Origin of the sequence: Thermostichus lividus PCC 6715, from assembly GCF_002754935.1 — a bacterium.
GTDB lineage: Bacteria > Cyanobacteriota > Cyanobacteriia > Thermosynechococcales > Thermosynechococcaceae > Thermosynechococcus > Thermosynechococcus lividus.
Genome location: NZ_CP018092.1, coordinates 1,674,151 through 1,692,816 on the forward strand (window position 1 = coordinate 1,674,151; position 18,666 = coordinate 1,692,816).

The window sequence follows — 18,666 nt, forward strand, 5'->3', positions numbered from 1 at the left end:
CGGCGGGGCGATGGTGCAATGCTAATAATGAATGCGCGGATCTACCCACGCATTGATCATATCAATCACAATACTGGCAACAACAACAATCACCGCAAAGAAAACAATAATTCCCTGTACAGTTGGGTAGTCCCGTAGGGCAATGGCTTCGTAGAGGCGATTCCCCAGTCCCGGCCAAGAAAAGGTGACTTCGGTGAGCACTGCCCCCCCAACAGGCTGGCTAGGGTCAACCCCAGAACGGTGATGACGGGAATTAGGGCATTTTTTAGGGCATGGTGAACCAGAATTCGGGATTCGGGGATGCCGCGGGCGCGAGCTGCTTCAACGTAGTCAGCAAGCAGGGTTTCTTTGAGGTTGACGCGGACAATGCGCTCAAAAATACCACTGAGGACAATCCCCAAGGTTAATGCCGGCAGTGTGAGGTAGTAGAGGGCAACGCCAAATTGAGGCAGGTTAAGGCTGAGCAGGGCATCGAGGGTGTAGAGTCCGGTGGGGCCATTGGGGGGGGAGAGGGTAATGGGGTAGCGCGTGCCTAGGGGTAACCAGCCTAGTTCTACCGCAAATAGCAGTTGCAACAGCATCCCCAGCCAAAATAGGGGTAAGGCGTAGGTAATAATGCCAAACAAACGCCCGCCTATATCCCACGCGGATCCCGCTCTAACGGCTGCGACGCTACCGATGATGACCCCCAACCCGAAGGCGATCGCCAAACTAAAGAGCGCCAGTTCTGCGGTTGCTGGAAAGTGCTTGGCAATAATTGTCGTCACTGCCTCCCCTTGGCTAGTGAGGGAGGTGCCCAAATCGAAGTGGAGCAATTGGCCAAGGTAGGTCAAATACTGTTGCCACAGGGGCTGAGCTAAGCCTAACTGTTGCCGCAGCGCCTCCTTGACCGCAGCCGGTGCCCGCGGCCCCAACACCGCATCGACGGGATCCCCCGGCGTGGCTCGCAGCAATAGAAATACGATGGTCACAATCGTCCAGAGCATGAGGGGTGCAAGCAGCAGCCGCACCAGCAGGTAGCCTTGAAGAGCGCGGAGTCGAGACATAGCAGTAAACTAGGGTTGCCCCTCACCCTACCACCCTAGGGCACACTGGCGGTGTTAGTCTTGAGACGTATCTGATAGCCGCAGGCGATCGCGCTCCAAGGCCGCTAAAAAGCGTTTTTCCACACTGTCGGCGGCAATTTGCAGGATTTGGTCAAGGGGGGTATCGTGCATAAACTTACTAGCAGCAGCGCTATACTCGCGGTTGGGGCAGCGATCGCCTAGGACACAGCCATTCACACAGGCTTCGGCACAATTAATGGTTTCGGGGGTTAAATCAGTCATGGTGCTGTGGTGCTCAGAGGAATCCTTCAAATTTTAACAAGGGGTGCACCGCTGCCAAAATTGGCACAGATCGGCATATAGACATGGGCTAGAATCGTACAGACAGTACCCCTCAATGGCACACTGCTCCTAAGGACTCCCTATGCGCAAAAAATGGGTCACGCTTCTGGTTTTAATTTTGGGGATCATTCCCTTTGTGGCCATTTCCTTGGTGCCCTTGCTCACCAGTGCCTTTACTAAACCCGCAGAGACTCCCACCCCTGTCGCCAGTCCTAACACCAGTGACCAAGTGGCCGAACTGCAAGCTCAGGAAAAAGGCTATCAATTGGTCTTAGAGCGCGAACCCAATAACCCCACCGCGCTCGAAGGCTTAGTGATGACCCGGCTCCAACTGATTCAACTGGGGAAAGGCAGCATTAAGAGCGTGATTGATCCCCTGAAAAAATTGGCGGCACAGCGCCCTGAGCAAAGTGAGTATGCCATCCTGCTAGGTCAGGCACAGCAGCAAACGGGAGATCGCGAAGGGGCAGCGCAAACCTACCAAGCAGTTTTAGCGAAAGCACCCGGCAACCTCAACGCCCTGCGTGGCCTTGTTGATCTCTATCTGCAAGAAAATCGCCCCCAAGCCGCCCTAGGTCTGATTGAAGAGACGCTCCAAGGCGCAGAGCAGGCCAACCAAGTCCAACCCGGCAGCGTGGATGTGACCTCGGTACAACTATTGCTGGGGGACATCTACATTGCTCAAAAACAATTTGGCGAGGCGCTGACCCTGTTCCAAAACCTTAGCAAGGAACATCCGGCAGATTTCCGCCCAGTGCTGGCGCAGGCGATGACCCTCACCGAGCAAGGAAAAGCCGCTGAAGCCGCGCCCTTGTATGCCAAAGCAGTAGAGCTGGCACCCGCAAAGTACAAAGACCAAATCCAGCGGGCGGCGCAGCAAGTGCAGCGCCAATCTGAATCTGCAGCCCCCACAGAATCCACAGAGTAAACTACTCCCAGCTAAAGCAGGGAGCTTTCAGTAGCCCTGCAGTTAGCAAGCCAACCGCGAGCCTCTGGGGTGGTTTACAACACCCCCAATCGACCGTTACCAGTGCCTTGAACAACCGTTTCTGGTGTCCGCAGTACAATTATAACCTAAAACAACTGAAGTTGCTAAAGGAGCTTTCCTCCCCGCACTGAAGTACGGGGCTTCCAGCTCTGCCCGATGTGATCCTTAGGGTGCAAAGGCCAACTGAGGTATGCTAGGGCGCGCGTGTTGGGTCGTGGGTAACGAGGGGGCTGGCCTAGAGGGCAATAATTCAGTGCGGAACTGGGGAGCGTCGCCATGGAGAAATTCTGCCATAAAGGCAGTGACATTATTGGTGACTACGTTGACCACAGGATGCAGCCCCAAAAACATACCGCCAAAGGTGACAGCGAGGTTAGGCAAGGTAATTAAGGCAACATTTTGGTAGGTACGCTCTAGGGCATCCCGGGCTAGGGCAATGCCACGACTAAGCGCCGCCCACTCCGGATCGAGCAAGACGACAACTTTGGCATTGGGGGTAAAGGTGGAAGGCGCCCAGCGAATTGGCAGCCACTGATCTAGGGGACAACTACAGGCTTCCCCAAAGCTGAGCCAGCCCACACGGTACTGTTTGCCCTGCAGATAGCACTGTAAATCGCTAAGGCGATCTGAGGTGAGGTCTGTGGCTCCCTCCATGGGGACGGTATGCGCCTCTGGATGCACCACGTAGGTGGCTATGCCGATACGTCGTAGGGTTTGAATCAGGCGTTGACACCCTAAGAGGTCGGGAATGCCTGAGCGACCATCGATAATTAAACAATTCAGTTGGGCAAGATATTCGAGGGTGCCAGCGGTTGGCAGGTAAACCCCTTGCTGCACGGCAAATACTTGGGCAGACAGGAGGACGGTACGCAGTGAGAGTTGGACGCCACTGCCAAAGTCAAATTGCAGGGGGGCGATCGCCGGCCCGTAGGCTCCTGTGGAGAACCACAATGCGGCACTTAGTGCCAAGGTGGGCAAAACAGCATGACGGGCAAATTCTCCTTGCTGGTGCGCTAAGGCACTATCATAGACAGGCTCTGTGTGCAGCAAGTCAGTGATCAAGCCAAGGCGAGTTTGCCAACCCGTGCGGGTGGCTTGCACCTGTAGTTGCCCGGTAATCACTTGGCTACCGGCGTTGAGGGAGTCTCCTGGGCGGACAACCATCACTTGGCGCGAGAGGGCAAAGTGAGCAGGCTCAATTTCGGCGATGCCAACCAAAACCTTACCATCGGCAGGCACTAACTCTCCGGGTTGTAGCCAGAAAATATCCCCAGCTTGGAGTTGTTGGCTTTCAATCGTTAGGGGAACCTGCCCTCGCTCAACCGTAAGGTGCTGATAGTGCTCCATTAAGACACTGGGATAGGCGTGTAATTGCTGTCGTCGGTGGCGATCGCGCACATCTGCCCTCACCCCAACCATCGCAGTTTTTAAGGCGGGTGCTAAAAACTGACCGTTGGCAGTGTGCAGCCCAATCCACAGGCTATCGAGTAAATCGACATTGGGAGGATGCCCTTGGCTGACCTGATGCCCCACGCGCTGAAACCATGGCCATGCACTGGCAAGCACCGCTGCCCCCACGACGACAAAGGGAAGCTCGAACGGCACACTCAACAGTGATACGCCCAAGGCAACAAGGGGTAACCCTAAGCGCTCCCAATCGGTTTCAAGGCGGGCATCGGCCTCCACTTGCGCCTCGTAATCTTCGAGGGCGATCGCATCCGCAGGTGCCGCCGTGGGCGGACATGGCTGGGGAGTGGCAACCGTTGCTTGGCTAAAGCAGCGACTAAGGGCATCGTGGATGGTGTTGGCAGCGAGTAAATGGGGCTGATACTCAACAACCACTGTGGCGGCTTGGCGGTTTAAGCGCACCCGCTCCACAATGGCCAAGGACTCTAGCAACTGCACCACTAGCTCAGCATAGTTGGCATCCCAGCGTAGTCGCGGCACTCGAAACCGTACCCGTCCTACGGTTGCATGGACAATCTGCTGCTCCATTGCACACTGCCTTATACTGGCCACTTCTTCTCAGCTTATAACGTTTGTTTTGGGATCAAAATACAAGCCCTGTTTTACCGCCATCTGAGCGCAAGCTACAGGGTTGCATGTCTGCCTGCAACGTACCTATTCAGCAAGACGCTTATGCCAGCGATCGCCTAGGCTGTCAATGACCGCAACCATCTGCTCGTTGTGCCAATCCGCCAAAAGATGAGCCGCAATACAGCAGCCACCCGCCCCGACTCCTTCCTTGACAAACCCTGCTTCATAGGCTCGAAAGGCGGCATGACGGGAGGTCGTGAAATTCAGTTGGCTATAGAGGAGCGGACACTCAACTCGCGCAGCTAAGGTGCTGATGTGAGCCGTGGTGTCCTCTACAATCCAGCGAGTGGTACCCACAACAATTTGATCAGGCCGCCAAGGTAACTGCTGCCACCGGGCGATCGCCTGCGCCAAGGCATACACCGCAATCATTTGCGACCCCCCGGCCAAAAGAACCTCACAGGTTTGACTAGCGCGTAAAACCATAGCGGCGACCACCACCTGCATCGGATCGCCAATGGCTGCCACACAGGCCAAGGGGTCTGGATGGGGTGGTAACTGGCTCAGCCCCTGCTGGACAATCTGCCACTTTTGCCCATGGTTACTCTGGCGATGGCTACTGCCCACACAGTACTGTGCCGTAACTCCCAAGCTTTCGCACAGTGCCAAAGCAGTGGTTGTGCCCGCAACAACGCATTCGCCAATCACCAGCCAAGGGTGGGCTTGGCTCAACCGTTCACCCCACCGCCATCCTTGATGCCACAAATGCTCAACCGTTGCGCGATCCATGGCTTGCCCTGTACTCACACACCGCGCGGGCACTCCCCCTAGGTCAATCATTGGCACCAACCCCGGTGCTGGCAGGCCAGCATTAAAAACGTAGAGGGGGAGATCGAGGGATTCGATGAGGGCACGGCTAATAAGGGCGGGGGAGGCTCCCTCAATCAGGGGGGGAAGGGGGTACTGGTAGCGGGGTTGAACCCCCCTGAGTAAAAATTCGCCATCGGCTAGGGCAGTATAGCGGCGATCGGTGGCGGTTTTCCCTGCTGCTGAAATTCCGGGAATTAAGGCGGTTTCCGTAAAGCCTAGGACACAAATGATCGCTGGTTGTTGACTTTGGGGGCGATCGCCCTTGTGAGTGCACCGCAGGCGATCGCACCACCGCAGAGCAATGTCTTGTCCCCACGCCACGCCAATCATGGTTACTGACTAACAATTCCTGACCACTGCACCTGTTTGAGGCGTTCTCGGCGGTAGGAGAAAAAGTAGGTCGCATCTTCGTAGGTACAGTAGGGACACAGCGCTATCTGATCCTCCTGTAGCCCTAATTGCAACAGTTGCAACCGATTGACCCGCGCCACATCAATCCGCAGCCGTTGCGGGTCTGCATCCGTAAACACTACTGCCGGATCCAACCTTGCTAAGGATTGGTAAAGGTCTGTAGAGACCATCGCAGCATCGACCTGATCGGTTACGTCTGTCACGGTTGCCGCCAAAGCATAGGCCACCGGCAAACCCACTTGATATCGCTTACCCTGAATGGCAGGCCCTAGTACCACCCGTAAACTAGCCAACTCGCTACCCAACGCCTGCATTTGGGCAATTGTTTTCTTGGTGATTTCAGCAGCCGTCCCCCGCCAGCCCGCATGAATTGCCGCAACCCGTCCCGTCGTTTGATCAGCAATCAGCAGTGGCACACAATCAGCACTGCACACCCACAGAGCTTGATCCGCCGCCGTGGTAACTAGGGCATCGGCCTCTAAACGGGTTTGCGTGGCCAACACTTCTGCGGCCAAGACAACACGATTGCCATGCACCTGTTGAGTGCGCAGCGAAGGTGCAGTTGACCCCAGTGCCGCCGTGAGACATTCGAGGGGCTGACCCTGCCAAGTGCGACTAAAGAACCCATGGCGAAAGTCTGATAGCAGGTCACAGGTTAAAAATACCCCCAGTTCAGTGGTTTGCCAGTGCCACATCACCACAAGTCCGCAATGACATTGATCACCAACCCGACAATAACACTGTAGAAAAAGAAGGAGACAATTTGGTGAAACAGCACAAGACGACGAATGCGTTGCCCCTCGATAGAGACATCAGAGGTCTGGGATGTCAGGCTAATCGTAAAGGAGAAATACATAAAATCGAGGTAATCGGGTTCGCCGTCTCCCGGAAAATCCAGACCCCCTGCATAACCAAACTCATTAACGGTATGGTAGTTGTCATCGTAGTAGTAGCGGGCGTACTGCAGTGCAAAGCAGGTGTGAGTTAAAAACCATGCGGCAATGACCGCCCATGTCGCCAAGCTCACCTGCAAGGCCAACAGGGGATTATTAGGAATTTTGGTATCTGCTAAGAGTAAACCCGTTGCCACAATACTGGCAATGGCCGTAAACACCACCAGCACAAGGATCATGAGCGTGCTAGGTTCCCCCACCTGCGATCGCCGCTGGGTTTGTAAGCTATTGACACTGACGATCATCTTCAGGAGCAACAGCAGGTAGGTAGTGATGCCTACATCCCAAGCAAATAGAAGTCGCTGTCCTAACTCTAGCCAAGTACCCGTAAGGGCAAGGGCAATAACAGCCACCAACAGAGCAAGGATCAGGCGCATTCCCACCTGAAGTTGATCAATCCATCGGCCAATTCGACTGAAGCTCATACAACTCAGCATACCTTGCTATCCGCTGTCTTGAGGATTGGGGAGAGAATTCAGCGTGAACTTAAAGAACTGAGCCAACCAGCACAACGAAAGGTTGGAGATAGCTGCTGCAAGGAAAGAACTTGGCTTCCATAAAACTTGCGAAGTACCTGTCACTATTGTGGAGTGCAGCATTGGGTAGCCCCATACTAGCTTAATAAGATGCAACTAATCTTCAACACTTTTGGGCATCTCTGTGACCTGTGTAATGTGGAATACTAAGCCTATCAAGACACTTCGATAGAATAGAGTGTAACGGCTAAATTGCTTGCTTTATGTTACGAATTCATCGTTTTGCAAGTGGTAACCAATATACCCTAGTGGGAACTGAGGGCTTTGATCTAGTTGGCCGTCTTATTGCAGGAATTTTTACACTTATTTTTGGCTGGGGGCTATTGATCTCCTTTAACCCAGCCTATATTCAGAATAACCACGCTGCTCTGATTTATAGCGAAAATCTTGCCAGTGACCTCACTAGAAACCTAACCATTGGACTCATTGTATTGATAATTTTGATAGGTTTACTGACATGGCTGCTATATCTAATGGTGGCTAATTTTATTACGGCGCTGCTTGACTTAAGGGGAGTAGCACGGGTGGCAATGGAGGTATTTTTACTCCGGTTTGTACCAGGAATGGGTACCGTTGTGCTACTGATTGCAGCGTGGCCTGTTAGCCAGTTTGTCCTAACACCAGCAATCATTACCCTGTTAAAGTCACCATCGGGTTTGTGGGTGTATGGGGTTGGCAATCAACTATTGGTATTTTTGCTTTTCTATATGTTCTTTAGTCTGCTGGCCTGCGAATATTGGGATAAATTGGAGTTCAAGTTTGATGAGAATACCAAGATTCTTACTGTTAGCTCTTGGCTTGGACTGCCTCTATTTGTTGGCTTAAGCAAGCAGCCTCACAACAATAATTGGCTTTTTACCCCCTTCTTCCATCTACCGAAGTGGGATACTGAGTATTATCAGTTTTCTTTGAGGGCGATCCGTTCGGTTCAGAATTACCAACAGTCCCCTACCTTAGCCATGGATGTCATGGGTACCGTCATTTATCTACCAACGGTTAAGCATTCAACTCAAGCATCCTGTGATCAAACGTTGGCAGCGTTGGCAAACTTCTTAGGGGTACCCCAAGAAGACGAATTGGCAGCTCCGGTTGCTCAGGCAACGATCCGCGTGCCTCAAGATGTCCTCAAGGCCATCACTAAACGAGTTTTACCTCTGAAAGGCGAGGAGGCTTCGCTAGTACTGTTGGTTGCAAGTGCGCTGACTCAGGCATCTCGTGATCAATATGAACTGCGACGCCATCGTGCTGATGATCCAGATTTACTCCTGAGGGCTGGCATTGCTACTTTAGGTGCAGGAGATATCCGCACAGGCCTACAGTATTTAACTGAGGCGGAGCGGCTTTGCCGCTTGAAATTTAAGTATTTCAAACAGATAACTATTGAAAAATACCTGAAGAAAGCCCAAGCATCAGTTCACCAGTCTAGCCCTCCTCGGCATTGAGTATGCCCCTGAAGCGTAAACTACTCCCAGCTAAAGCAGGGAGCTTTTAGTAGCCCTGCAGTTAGCAAGCCAACCACGAGCCTCTGGGGTGGTTTACAACACCCCCAATCGACCGTTAACAGTGCCTTAAATAGCCGTTTCTGTTGTCCGCAGTATTATTATAACCTAAAACAACTAAAGTTGCTAAAGGAGCTTTCCTCCCCGTACTGAAGTACGGGGCTTCCAGCCATACCCGAGGTGTCCCCTTTAGCTTGGCTTCTCTAACTAGCATGAGTCTATTGGGGCAGATAAAATAGCTTGCGTCCTATATCCCCATACCTGTTAGCTTGCTTCCGCGTAGCGGTAGGCAAGGGCTTTACGGCGCTTTTTTGGGTAAACCAGCCTAGAGGTTCCTAGTTGTCTTGCGAGATAACTGGAGGGCTACAGAAAGCCCGCGTTCTATGCGTAGCATCAGCGTTGGGTAGTTTGCGCAGGCTAACACAGATGTGTTGACCTAGAAAAATGCGCTGCCCGTTGCAAAAATTTCATGGCAAATTCTGGGTGGCCTCCCCAGTGCAGATGCAGATAACTGGCATGGACATCATCGCTTCCCCATCCTTCTGGCAAGCTGTTGAGGTGCCACAGGGGAGAGAGGGGGGATGGTGTCACCCTAGAGTAGTGAAACTCATGCCCCCACACCTGCTGCCCTTGGTCAACACACGGGGTAGCGTGCAGTGCAGTTGCAGTGCGATAGCCTAGGGTGAGGCGATCGCCCATGTGTGCAACTGTCGGCAGATGCCCCACTAGGGGGTAAACCTGACCCTCTAGGGTGTGAATCCCCTGCGCTAAGTACATTAACCCCCCACACTCGGCATAGACGGGTAACCCACGCTGGAGGCTGTGGCGCAGAGCACTTAAAAAAGACTCATTGGCGCTTAGCTCGGCAGCAAACACCTCAGGAAAGCCACCCCCTAGAATCAGGCCGCTCAGATTGGGGGGGAGGCAAGGATCTCGCAGCGGTGATACCGGAATAAGGGTTGCTCCTAGGGTGCGTAACACATCTAAGGCATCGGTGTAATAGAAGTGAAACGCAGCATCTTGGGCAATACCAATGTTGAGGGGAGAGGGAAGAGGGGGGAGAGAGGAGAGGGGAGGGGAGAGAGAGGAGAGGGGAGAGGGAAGAGGGGGGAGAGAGGAGAGGGGAGGGGAGAGAGAGGAGAGGGGAGCGCAAAGGGGTTCGAGGTGTAACCAATCAAAGCAGGTGCAACCAAGAACAGCTAGGCGATCGCCCACGGCTTGAAACGCTGCTGACTCGTGGGGTGGAACTAACCCAAGGTGGCGGCTGGGTAGGGCAAGCTGCTGATCGCGGTAGAGGACACCAAGGACGGGGATACCAAGGGGCGCAAGGGCATCTTCTAAAATTTGGCGGTGGCGATCGCTGCCGACGCGATTGAGAACGACTCCGGCAATTCTCAGGGCTGGATGGTAGTGACAAAAGCCATAAACCAAGGCTGCGACCGATGCTGCCTGTTTTTGCACATCCAAGACCAAGAGGATCGGGGCATTCAGCAATTGGGCAATGGCCGCCGTACTGCCTTCACTGGTGCCACTACGGCCATCAAACAGCCCCATCACCCCTTCAATTAGAACATCATCCGCATCTTGGCTATAGTACTTCGCACAGGTTTGCACATAATCAGCACTGGTGAGGATGGGATCAAGGTTGTAACAGGGACGGCCACTGATGGCGCTATGAAACAGCGGATCAATGTAATCAGGGCCAACTTTGAAGGTTTGTACCCGCCGCCCTCGCGCTGTTAGAGCCGCATTGAGGGCAAGAGCCACCGTGGTTTTGCCCACACCGCTGCGATCGCCGGCAATCACTAAGGCCATTCCTAATTACATCCCCCTACAAAAATCAATTGATCTGGCCAAGCTACCGCAACCATTGATGAGCAGCCCTATTTACTTTGTTGGGCATACTTTAATTATTGCCGGAGACCGCCGCCACCCCCTTGTAAGATGGAAGATTAAGTGTGCAAGTTAAGGATTGGGTCGTATGACAGCGGTAACTTCGGTGCCCAGCTTCTGTGAAGGAATTCAGTATTTTGGCGACGATTGGCCAGACTGGGAGCACTATGGGCAAACACCGCTGCTGAACCCCCAGCAAACCACGCTCCCAGACCCAGAGTCCCCTGCGGCGGCTTACCAAACCCTCCTCTACGCCGATGCGCTCCGCTACTTAATTTTGCAAATGACCGCCAGTAAAGCCTCGGGGCATCCGGGGGGCTTTGCGAGCCAAGCGGAAGCCTATGCAGCGTTAGTACTGCTGGGGTACAAAAATATCATTACCGAAGTGGGGCACCATGCGCCCGGCTTTTATGCCGCCATGTTCTTGGATCGCTCCCTAGAGCAGATGGGGATTTACACGGTTCAAGACCTGCGCGATCGCTTTCGGGAAAAACACGGGTTATTGGGGCACCTTTCCGGTTATATTCCCGGTATTTTGGCTCCCGCCGGCCCGTTGGGGCAGGGGCAGCACTTCGCAATGGCGGCAGCTTGGCTGCACCGTCACACCCTCTTTCCCTTTACATTGGGCGATGGTGGCCTCGGAGAACCCTACGTGATGAGTGGGATGGCGCATTTCCATACCGCCTTTCCTGAGGTGACCAATTTCTTGCCGGTGCTGGTGTGGAACGGCTTTAGCCAAGAGCACCACAGCATGGTATCCCTGAAAAGTAATCGCGAAATGATGGCCTACTGGCACGGCAATGGCTTTGAGGAAGTGGTGCTGGTGGATGCCAAGGACTTTGATGATGCCAACCAACCGGGAGCCTATGTGGACAGCACCCTCTTTTCCTTTGGGCAACGGCTGGCCTTTACAAAAGCCGTCCTCCTAGGGGTACAGGAGGCGGCGCAATCAGCGCTCTCTGGTAAGCTCACGGTCTTGATTCTCAAGCAGCTTAAAGGGGCAGGGGTGCATGCCAAGGGAGCCAAATCCCACAATCTCTATGCCCAGCACACCCTTGAGAATCCCGACATTGTTAGTGCCCTGAAAGCCCGCGCCCTCTCGCCCTCAGCCTGGGCACTGGTGCGCCACAACTGCGAAGTCGCTGCAGGGGGTTCGGCAGCACGTGTTGCCGTCACAGAACAGGTGCTTGAGCTTCCGCCGTTGGGGGATATTCCCCTCGAAGCCTACGATCTTGGGGAGGCCAAAGTAGCCACTACCGCCATGGGTCGGATGGTGGCAGAGGTGGGAGCGCGCGATCGCCGCTACTTGATCACCAATGCCGATGGTAACGAAGCCTCTGGAATTGGCAACATCAACCAAGCCTTGAAAATCATTCACCCCACAGAGGACCCCCTCTACAACCAAGTTCCCCACGGCCAAGTCTATGAACCCCTCAGCGAAGATGCCTGTGCAGGCTTAGCAGCAGGGTTGTGTTTGATGGGCAGTCGCAGCCTGTGGTGCTCCTACGAGTCCTTTGCCATTAATGGTCTGCCGATTTGGCAAACCGTGACCCAAGCGATGGCCGAACTGCGCCGCCCCACCCCCGCCACTGTAGCCCTCTATACGGCGGGTGCCCTTGAGCAGGGGCGCAATGGCTGGACGCACCAGCGCCCAGAAATTGAAGCCTACTACGCGGCGCTGCTGCGCAATGGCAATGTCTTTGCCCTGTTTCCACCGGATGCGAACAGTATTCAAGTGTGCTATCGCTGGGCACTAACGGCGCAGAATAAGGGGATTGCCATCTTTGCTAGCAAGAGCCCGCTGCCGGTGCGGACGACCTTTGCCCAAACAGAGCAAGGACTGGCGGAGGGCGCGGTGACGCTCTATGAATCCGCCAGTGGGCGCGCTACCTTAGTGCTGGCGGTGCTTGGGGATATGATTTTGAATCCTGTGTATGCGGCTGTGCCCACCTTAGAAGCTGCAGGCTATCGGGTGCGCATTGTCTCGGTCATTAATCCCCGCCGTTTATACCGCCCTAGCGATGTAGCATGGCAAACCTGTGCGGAACCAGACGATGGCTTTGCCGATGAGGCCACCTTTGCCCGTCTCTTTGGGGGTGATGCGCTGTTAGCTATCACTGGTGGTGCTGCTGCTCTTCTGGAGCCGGTGCTGCTGCGAGCCACGGCGCCACGAGATGTACTGGCATGGCAGCGGGGTGAAACCACCGCCAGTGCCTCTGAACTGATGGCCTACAATGGCTTGACCCCAGCGGCCATTTGCGATCGCGCCCATACTCTCCTGAAGCTCTAGATGCAGGACGTTCTGATGACCCTCGCTCGTAACCATAAAAAAGCCCGTGCCCTCAAAGCCGGTAGCCCCCGCCCCGCCAAAGCCCTCTGTAGTGAATGCGGCCTGTGTGACACCTACTATATCCACTACGTGAAGGAGGCCTGTGCCTTTCTAAACCAACAGTTTGAGACCCTTGAGACCCAAACCCACGGGCGATCGCGCCAGCTTGAGAATTGGGATGAATGCTACTTTGGGGTTCACCACCAAATGCTGGCTGCCCGCAAAACAGAGCCGATTGCAGGGGCACAGTGGACCGGCATCGTCAGCAGTATTGCCATTGCCATGCTGGAGTCCGGACGGGTGGAAGGGGTGGTCTGTGTTCACGCTAGCGAGGGCGATCGCTTTACCCCCAAGCCCGTCATTGCCCGCAACCGTGACGAGATTCTCGCCGCCCGGGTCAATAAACCCACCCTGTCCCCCAACCTATCCGTGCTGGAGGAGGTGGAGCGCTCAGGGTTAAAGCGCCTGCTTGTCATTGGTGTGGGCTGCCAAATCCAAGCCCTGCGAGCCGTGCAGGATAAATTAGGCCTAGAGAAGCTCTACGTGTTGGGCACCCCCTGTGTGGATAACGTCACCCGCGCGGGTCTGCAAAAGTTCTTAGAAACCACGAGCCGCTCCCCAGATACCGTGGTTTATTACGAGTTTATGCAGGACTTCCGGGTGCACTTTAAGCACAGTGATGGTTCGACGGAAACGGTTCCCTTTTTTGGCCTTAAAACCAATCAACTCAAGGATGTGTTTGCCCCCTCCTGCATGAGTTGCTTTGATTATGTGAATGGCCTTGCGGATTTAGTTGTCGGCTATATGGGGGCACCCTTTGGTTGGCAGTGGCTGGTGGTGCGCAATCCCCTAGGCCAAGAAATGCTGGACTTAGTGCGGGCACAGCTAGAGACCCAACCGGTAATGAGCAAAGGCGATCGCCATGCCGCCGTGCAGCAAAGCATTCCAGCCTACGATAAGGGAGTGACCTTGCCAATGTGGGCAGCGCAGTTGATGGGTTTAGTCATTGAGCGGATTGGCCCCAAAGGGTTGGAATATGCTCGATTTTCCATTGACTCGCACTTTACTCGCAACTATCTGTTTGTGCGACGCAATTACCCAGCTAAGCTAGCGACTCATGTCCCTAGGTTTGCCCAAAAAATTGTTGATCAGTACCACTTACCAGAGTCTTAGACCCTAAGGTGTTACGGCCCTCTGCGAGTTGTTGCGGCTTGCATCAATAGATCTACCGGAACCATGTTGCATTCCAACATTTTGCTAATGAGGGGAGGGCCAACCCGCGTGGCGATCGTGGACTGCAAATTAGGGCTGTTTTTAACCGTCAGCATCACTGACCCAATGATGGAGTTGGGATCCAGTGCCGGGTTGCTGCCATCGGTGGGAATCATTTTGACAATGCTGGCTAATTGGCTGCAACTAGAACCTGCAATATAGGTCGCCAACGAGTCACTCATCTGTTGAACCGTGCTGGTCATCATCTCTTCGGGAAAGGGACTAGCAGACTGGGCACGCATTGGTTGACTCAACGAGACTCCCACACCAGCAGCCAGAGCCGCAATAAGACAGGAGAGGGGGCGCAGCATGATGGATACAACCTCGATAAAACGGCAATGCAGTTAATTTGGGTCTTTAATGGGCACGTTCTTCAATGACCTGATCGATGAGGCCATAGGCCTTCGCATCTTCGGCAGACATAAAGTAGTCGCGATCCATATCCCGCTCAATTTTTTCGACGGGTTGGCCGGTGTGGTGGGCGTAGAGTTCATTGAGTTGCCGCCGTACCCGTAAAATCTCGCGCGCTTCAATTTCAATATCCGTGGCTTGACCGCGGGTGCCCCCCGAAGGCTGGTGAATCATAATACGTGAGTGGGGCAATGCCAAACGCTTGCCTTTCGTCCCGGCGGCCAGAAGAAATGACCCCATGGAAGCGGCTAAACCAACGCAGATGGTCACCACATCCGACTTAATGTGCTGCATCGTGTCATAAATGGCCATGCCTGCGGTGACCGAGCCACCAGGAGAGTTGATGTACAGCATAATATCCTTGCCCGGGTCTTCCGAGTCAAGGTAGAGCATGACTGCCACGATTTGGTTGGCAATCTCGTCATCAACCTCTTTGCCGAGGAAGATAATTCGCTCACGGTACAGGCGGTTATAAATGTCAATCCACTGGGTGTAGGGTTCCCCGGGCATCCGGTAGGGGACTTTAGGCACTCCGATGGGCATAAAACTCTTCCATGCTGACGCTCATGCTCCTACAGTAACAAAATTTAGCCCCCCTGCGGCGCAACAGGATCAAGCATAGTTAGGTCAAGCTACAAGCCATAACCACGCCTAGGGCAGAGATTGTGACATTGCTGCACTAGAAAAGGATCTCAATGCTGGCTCGTCAGCATTGAGGGTGTCTCCTAGGTTGTGTAGGGGGTCATAGATTGGTTCTAAAGCGGCTTGGGTGTGGGCGATCGCCTGTAGCAACTCTGCGGCCAAATATTCAAGGGGATGGAGGGAAGATGGCTGTCGCTGACCCCGTTTGGGTGTGGTGACAAACTCGCTAGCCACCGCTTGGAGTTGGTAGGCTACGGCTTTGACTTTGGCCAAATAGGTCAGCGTTTCTTCAAGCTGCCGAGCAATGATTTGTTGCTGCGCCTGCATTTGCCGCCACTGGGCGTCAGAGATAGGGGGGGGTGCGGTCTGAAGCCGGAGGGGTTCTAGGTTCACAAACAGTTGATCGAGATCTGGTAACTCACTAGAGACTAGCGCATCTAGGAGTGCAGCATCAAACAACTCGCGGATAAGTTCTGGTGGCATAACCACCGCACTATCTGTCGTAGGTTCAGGGAAGAAGGCCGGATCAGGAATGGTCATGTTGCAGCTACTTAAGAGAGTGTACCAGTCGGCAATTTAGCAAAACCCGCAAGACTCCTCCACTTCAAATCGTTGATGGAAGCGTGAGATAATTGCGGCAGCAGCTTGTAGTACAATCCAAACAGCCTTGCGTGGAAGGCAACTGAGCGAAAACCAAGCCAGATACGTACAAGCATTCTCCTGTTCTCCATGCTGTTTGACCTGCGGGACGCGGGGCAATGCCTATCGCCAGAAGGTAAGACTCATCACTCTCGGAGTGGCAAGTGCTTCTGTGGGTAGGAAGCCGCTATTGTAATCGTTGATTCAATAGCGGTAGTTCACAATGGAACCGTTGCAAAAACCTAAGGGTTTGCCGAGGGTGATGACTGTTTCGTTTAGTATGGCTTAAATTGTGACTTCCTCTCCTCCACCGATTGTTTTGGGTGTTACGGGCGCGTCTGGTCTTTTGTACGCAGTCCGTGCCATTAAATTTCTATTACAAGCAGGGTATCCTATTCAATTAGTGGCATCTAAGGCTGTTCATCAGGTGTGGCAAGCGGAATGCGGCCTAGCCATGCCAGTGCTGCCGGATAAGCAGGCGCTCTTTTGGCGAGAGCAAGCGCAGGTCTGGGACGGGTCGTTGACGTGCCATCGCCCAACCGATGTGGCCGCAGCGATCGCCAGTGGTTCCTTTCGCACCCTTGGGATGGTCATTATTCCCTGTAGTATGAGCACGGTGGCCAAGCTAGCGGCAGGCTTAAGTTCTGATTTACTGGAGCGGGTGGCGGATGTGCACCTTAAAGAGAACCGCCCCTTGGTAGTGGTGCCGCGGGAAACCCCCTTTAGCCTAATTCATTTGCAGAATCTCACTCAGTTGGCTATGGCCGGGGCACGGATCGTCCCAGCGATTCCAGCGTGGTATCACCGCCCCACAACGATTGAGGACTTGGTGGATTTTGTCGTGGCTCGTGCTCTCGATCAGCTAGGGTTGGATTGTGTGCCCTTAAAGCGTTGGCAAGGACCGGTTAACTAATGTCGCACGTCTGGGTATATGTGGCGGCGATCGCCCTGATCACCACATTAGTTGTCCAAAATTGGCAGCCTGTGCTGCCATTGCGTTTTTTAGGGCAGCAAACACCACCGTTGCCCCTTGCTTTCTGGATTGCTGCTGCTGCTATGGTTGGTCTTCTGTGGGGGCAGGGGCTGCTGGTGCTGAGTTCAAGCACTCTACCAGAAAAGCGCAGACCCCAGCGGCAATCGCCAGAACCAATCCCAGTAGAGGATGCATCCATGCGTGCCCCCGCAGAGGATAGCGAGGTCGCGGATGCCGAGGATTGGTTTGAGGAGATTGACTCGACTACCCCGCGCGAACCCACCCTCAACGATTCGCCGCCGCGTCGCAGTGCCCCCTATTCCCACCGCTACCGCCCCTCCCGCAAAAGCCAGCCAGCACCGCCGCCACCACAGTCGGTTGTGGATGCCGAGTACCGCATTCTCACGCCCCCTCCCCCCGCAGTGATGATAACGAGGATTGGGATATTGATTTATGACGGATATGCTGGTCAAACTCTATGAGCTTGAGGTGGACTGGCCAGCTGTCACCGCCCACCAGCAGCAGGGGATTCACTATCGCCACCCCCTTGGCTCAGAAACGGATCTCATTTTGCAGTGGGTGCAGGATCGCTTTAGTGCCGGGTGGCACAGCGAGGTGGCGATCGCCCTCAGTCAACGCCCACCCCGCATTCTGATTGCGGTTCAGGACGGGCACCTCCTTGGCATGGCCTGCTATGATACCGCCGCGTTGGGGATGTTTGGCCCGATGGCTGTGGCGGAGTCGCACCGTGGCCAAGGCATTGGTCGCCTCCTGTTGCAGTTAACCCTCTGGCACATGGGGGCAATGGGCTATGCCTATGCTGTCATTGGCTGGGTGTCCTCAGAAGAGTTTTATGCTAAGGCCGTAGGGGCGATCGCCATTCCTGAGTCGCGGCCCGGGCTTTGGCAAACGGCACTGAAGCGCTCCTAGCCTGTCAGTGCCTTGACAAGAATCCCTAGCGCAAACCCCAAGCCAAAAAAGCGCACAAAGTTCCAGAACCGCTCTTGGCGGAGAATCTCTTGCCAGCACTCGCGGGCAGCATCCCCCAAATTAAACAGTAAGGTCAAGCCAAACTCCACTTCCAGCTGGCGTAGTTCTTCCTGTAGGCGATCGCCTTCGGCTTGGAGGGCGTTTGCGTTCGCCTGCTTCAGCCGTGCTTGGGTGGCCTGAATGCGTTCATAGTCCGCATAGAGCTGGTCAAGGCGATCGCGGGTTTCGCGATAGAGTTGCCGCACCTCGTCTTCGGAGTCCACCCCCTTAGCCTCCGTGACTGCGCGGATCGTCACTGCGCTGAGTTGCGCGGGGGTTGGGCAACTGAGATACGTTGCCGCTGCTGCCACCGTGGGGCAGAGGGAGGCCAAGACTCAGGGCTTCGAGGTTTTGTGCCATAATGCCCTTCGGTTGCAGGCCAATGGCCGTCCCTTGGGGTTCTTGCTGGGCATTCAAAAAAACAAAGTGGGGAATCCCATCTACGCCAAACTGTTCGATTTCCGGCAGCCACTGAAGATTATCCACGTTCAGCATCACAAAATTGACGCGATCGCGGTAGGCCGCCTTTAACTCTCCTAAGTCTTTCGCCATAGCGCGACAACTGCTACACCAGTTGGCGTAAAACTCTAAGAGCGTTGGCTTCCCGTTGGTTTGTGCCTCTGCCCATGGGGTAGCCTGACTCGCCTGCTCCGCTAAGGTGAGCGGCTGGTTGTTGCCCCGCACCGCCACCAACAACGCCAAACTCAGGACAATGGCCACCATGACAATTAGGAAATTGCGTAGGCGCTGGCCATCTGCTGCTGTGGATGCCCCCATGACTCTTATCCAAACGATG

Annotated in this window: 18 protein-coding genes and 1 pseudogene; 7 read left to right on the top strand and 12 right to left on the bottom strand. The window is 54.5% G+C overall.

Annotation, left to right across the window (positions count from 1 at the left end; genetic code table 11):
• Nucleotides 1-21: 21 nt before the first annotated feature.
• Nucleotides 22-1,046 (bottom strand): annotated as a pseudogene (locus tag BRW62_RS08430) (ABC transporter permease).
• Between the two features lie 54 nt (nt 1,047-1,100).
• Nucleotides 1,101-1,328 (bottom strand): hypothetical protein, encoded by a 228-nt coding sequence (locus BRW62_RS08435; protein WP_099799064.1) that lies wholly within the window; start codon nt 1,326-1,328, stop codon nt 1,101-1,103.
• Nucleotides 1,329-1,470: 142 nt separating this feature from the next.
• On the opposite strand from BRW62_RS08435, the gene BRW62_RS08440 reads away from it, so the two are divergent.
• Nucleotides 1,471-2,316 (top strand): tetratricopeptide repeat protein, encoded by an 846-nt coding sequence (locus tag BRW62_RS08440; protein ID WP_099799065.1) that lies wholly within the window; start codon nt 1,471-1,473, stop codon nt 2,314-2,316.
• Between the two features lie 225 nt (nt 2,317-2,541).
• On the opposite strand, the gene BRW62_RS08445 is transcribed toward BRW62_RS08440, so the two are convergent.
• From BRW62_RS08445 to BRW62_RS08460, 4 genes are all read right to left on the bottom strand, one after another.
• Entirely contained in the window at nt 2,542-4,371 is a 1,830-nt protein-coding gene (locus BRW62_RS08445; RefSeq protein WP_099799066.1) for a P-type ATPase, read from the bottom strand.
• Nucleotides 4,372-4,497: 126 nt separating this feature from the next.
• Complete coding sequence (gene cobT, locus BRW62_RS08450; RefSeq protein ID WP_099799067.1) at nt 4,498-5,613, bottom strand: nicotinate mononucleotide-dependent phosphoribosyltransferase CobT; 1,116 nt, start codon at nt 5,611-5,613, stop codon at nt 4,498-4,500.
• Between the two features lie 2 nt (nt 5,614-5,615).
• On the bottom strand, nt 5,616-6,389 hold the full coding sequence (gene pgeF / locus BRW62_RS08455) for a peptidoglycan editing factor PgeF (RefSeq protein ID WP_099799068.1): 774 nt from the start codon (nt 6,387-6,389) through the stop codon (nt 5,616-5,618).
• Nucleotides 6,389-7,072 (bottom strand): DUF1345 domain-containing protein, encoded by a 684-nt coding sequence (locus tag BRW62_RS08460; RefSeq protein WP_157768343.1) that lies wholly within the window; start codon nt 7,070-7,072, stop codon nt 6,389-6,391. The genes pgeF and BRW62_RS08460 overlap by 1 nt, the downstream gene beginning before the upstream one ends.
• A gap of 434 nt (nt 7,073-7,506) precedes the next feature.
• Between BRW62_RS08460 and BRW62_RS08465 the strand changes: the two genes are divergently transcribed.
• Nucleotides 7,507-8,625 (top strand): hypothetical protein, encoded by a 1,119-nt coding sequence (locus BRW62_RS08465; RefSeq protein WP_157768344.1) that lies wholly within the window; start codon nt 7,507-7,509, stop codon nt 8,623-8,625.
• Between the two features lie 474 nt (nt 8,626-9,099).
• On the opposite strand, the gene BRW62_RS08470 is transcribed toward BRW62_RS08465, so the two are convergent.
• Nucleotides 9,100-10,497, bottom strand: a complete 1,398-nt coding sequence (locus tag BRW62_RS08470; protein ID WP_099799071.1) for a cobyrinate a,c-diamide synthase — start codon at nt 10,495-10,497, stop codon at nt 9,100-9,102.
• 166 nt (nt 10,498-10,663) lie between these two features.
• Between BRW62_RS08470 and BRW62_RS08475 the strand changes: the two genes are divergently transcribed.
• Both BRW62_RS08475 and BRW62_RS08480 read left to right on the top strand, forming a co-directional pair.
• On the top strand, nt 10,664-12,865 hold the full coding sequence (locus BRW62_RS08475) for a phosphoketolase family protein (protein WP_099799072.1): 2,202 nt from the start codon (nt 10,664-10,666) through the stop codon (nt 12,863-12,865).
• Between the two features lie 15 nt (nt 12,866-12,880).
• On the top strand, nt 12,881-14,077 hold the full coding sequence (locus BRW62_RS08480) for a Coenzyme F420 hydrogenase/dehydrogenase, beta subunit C-terminal domain (protein ID WP_099799895.1): 1,197 nt from the start codon (nt 12,881-12,883) through the stop codon (nt 14,075-14,077).
• A gap of 11 nt (nt 14,078-14,088) precedes the next feature.
• Here BRW62_RS08480 and BRW62_RS08485 read toward each other — a convergent pair whose 3' ends face one another.
• The 3 genes from BRW62_RS08485 to BRW62_RS08495 form a co-directional block, all read right to left on the bottom strand.
• On the bottom strand, nt 14,089-14,487 hold the full coding sequence (locus BRW62_RS08485; protein ID WP_099799073.1) for a hypothetical protein: 399 nt from the start codon (nt 14,485-14,487) through the stop codon (nt 14,089-14,091).
• A 46-nt stretch (nt 14,488-14,533) separates the two neighbouring features.
• Nucleotides 14,534-15,130 carry an ATP-dependent Clp protease proteolytic subunit gene (locus BRW62_RS08490; protein WP_099799074.1) on the bottom strand — a complete coding sequence of 199 codons (597 nt, stop codon included), beginning with the start codon at nt 15,128-15,130 and terminating at the stop codon, nt 14,534-14,536.
• 108 nt (nt 15,131-15,238) lie between these two features.
• The gene (locus BRW62_RS08495) at nt 15,239-15,769 is read right to left on the bottom strand and encodes a hypothetical protein (RefSeq protein ID WP_099799075.1); all 531 of its coding nucleotides are present in this window, start codon (nt 15,767-15,769) and stop codon (nt 15,239-15,241) included.
• 388 nt (nt 15,770-16,157) lie between these two features.
• On the opposite strand from BRW62_RS08495, the gene BRW62_RS08500 reads away from it, so the two are divergent.
• Genes BRW62_RS08500 through BRW62_RS08510 form a run of 3 tightly spaced genes read left to right on the top strand, consistent with a single transcriptional unit; the run spans nt 16,158 to nt 17,771 of the window.
• The gene (locus BRW62_RS08500) at nt 16,158-16,781 is read left to right on the top strand and encodes a flavin prenyltransferase UbiX (RefSeq protein ID WP_376787941.1); all 624 of its coding nucleotides are present in this window, start codon (nt 16,158-16,160) and stop codon (nt 16,779-16,781) included.
• Nucleotides 16,781-17,323: a hypothetical protein gene (locus BRW62_RS08505; protein ID WP_198405962.1), complete on the top strand. Its 543-nt coding sequence runs from the start codon at nt 16,781-16,783 to the stop codon at nt 17,321-17,323. Before BRW62_RS08500 ends, BRW62_RS08505 begins: the two co-directional genes overlap by 1 nt.
• Complete coding sequence (locus BRW62_RS08510; RefSeq protein ID WP_099799077.1) at nt 17,295-17,771, top strand: GNAT family N-acetyltransferase; 477 nt, start codon at nt 17,295-17,297, stop codon at nt 17,769-17,771. The genes BRW62_RS08505 and BRW62_RS08510 overlap by 29 nt, the downstream gene beginning before the upstream one ends.
• Here BRW62_RS08510 and BRW62_RS08515 read toward each other — a convergent pair.
• Nucleotides 17,768-18,127, bottom strand: coding sequence for a hypothetical protein (locus BRW62_RS08515; protein WP_227517327.1), 360 nt, complete (start codon nt 18,125-18,127; stop codon nt 17,768-17,770). The genes BRW62_RS08510 and BRW62_RS08515 overlap by 4 nt on opposite strands.
• On the bottom strand, nt 18,099-18,647 hold the full coding sequence (locus BRW62_RS08520; protein ID WP_099799079.1) for a thioredoxin family protein: 549 nt from the start codon (nt 18,645-18,647) through the stop codon (nt 18,099-18,101). Before BRW62_RS08520 ends, BRW62_RS08515 begins: the two co-directional genes overlap by 29 nt.
• Between the last annotated feature and the right edge of the window lie 19 nt (nt 18,648-18,666).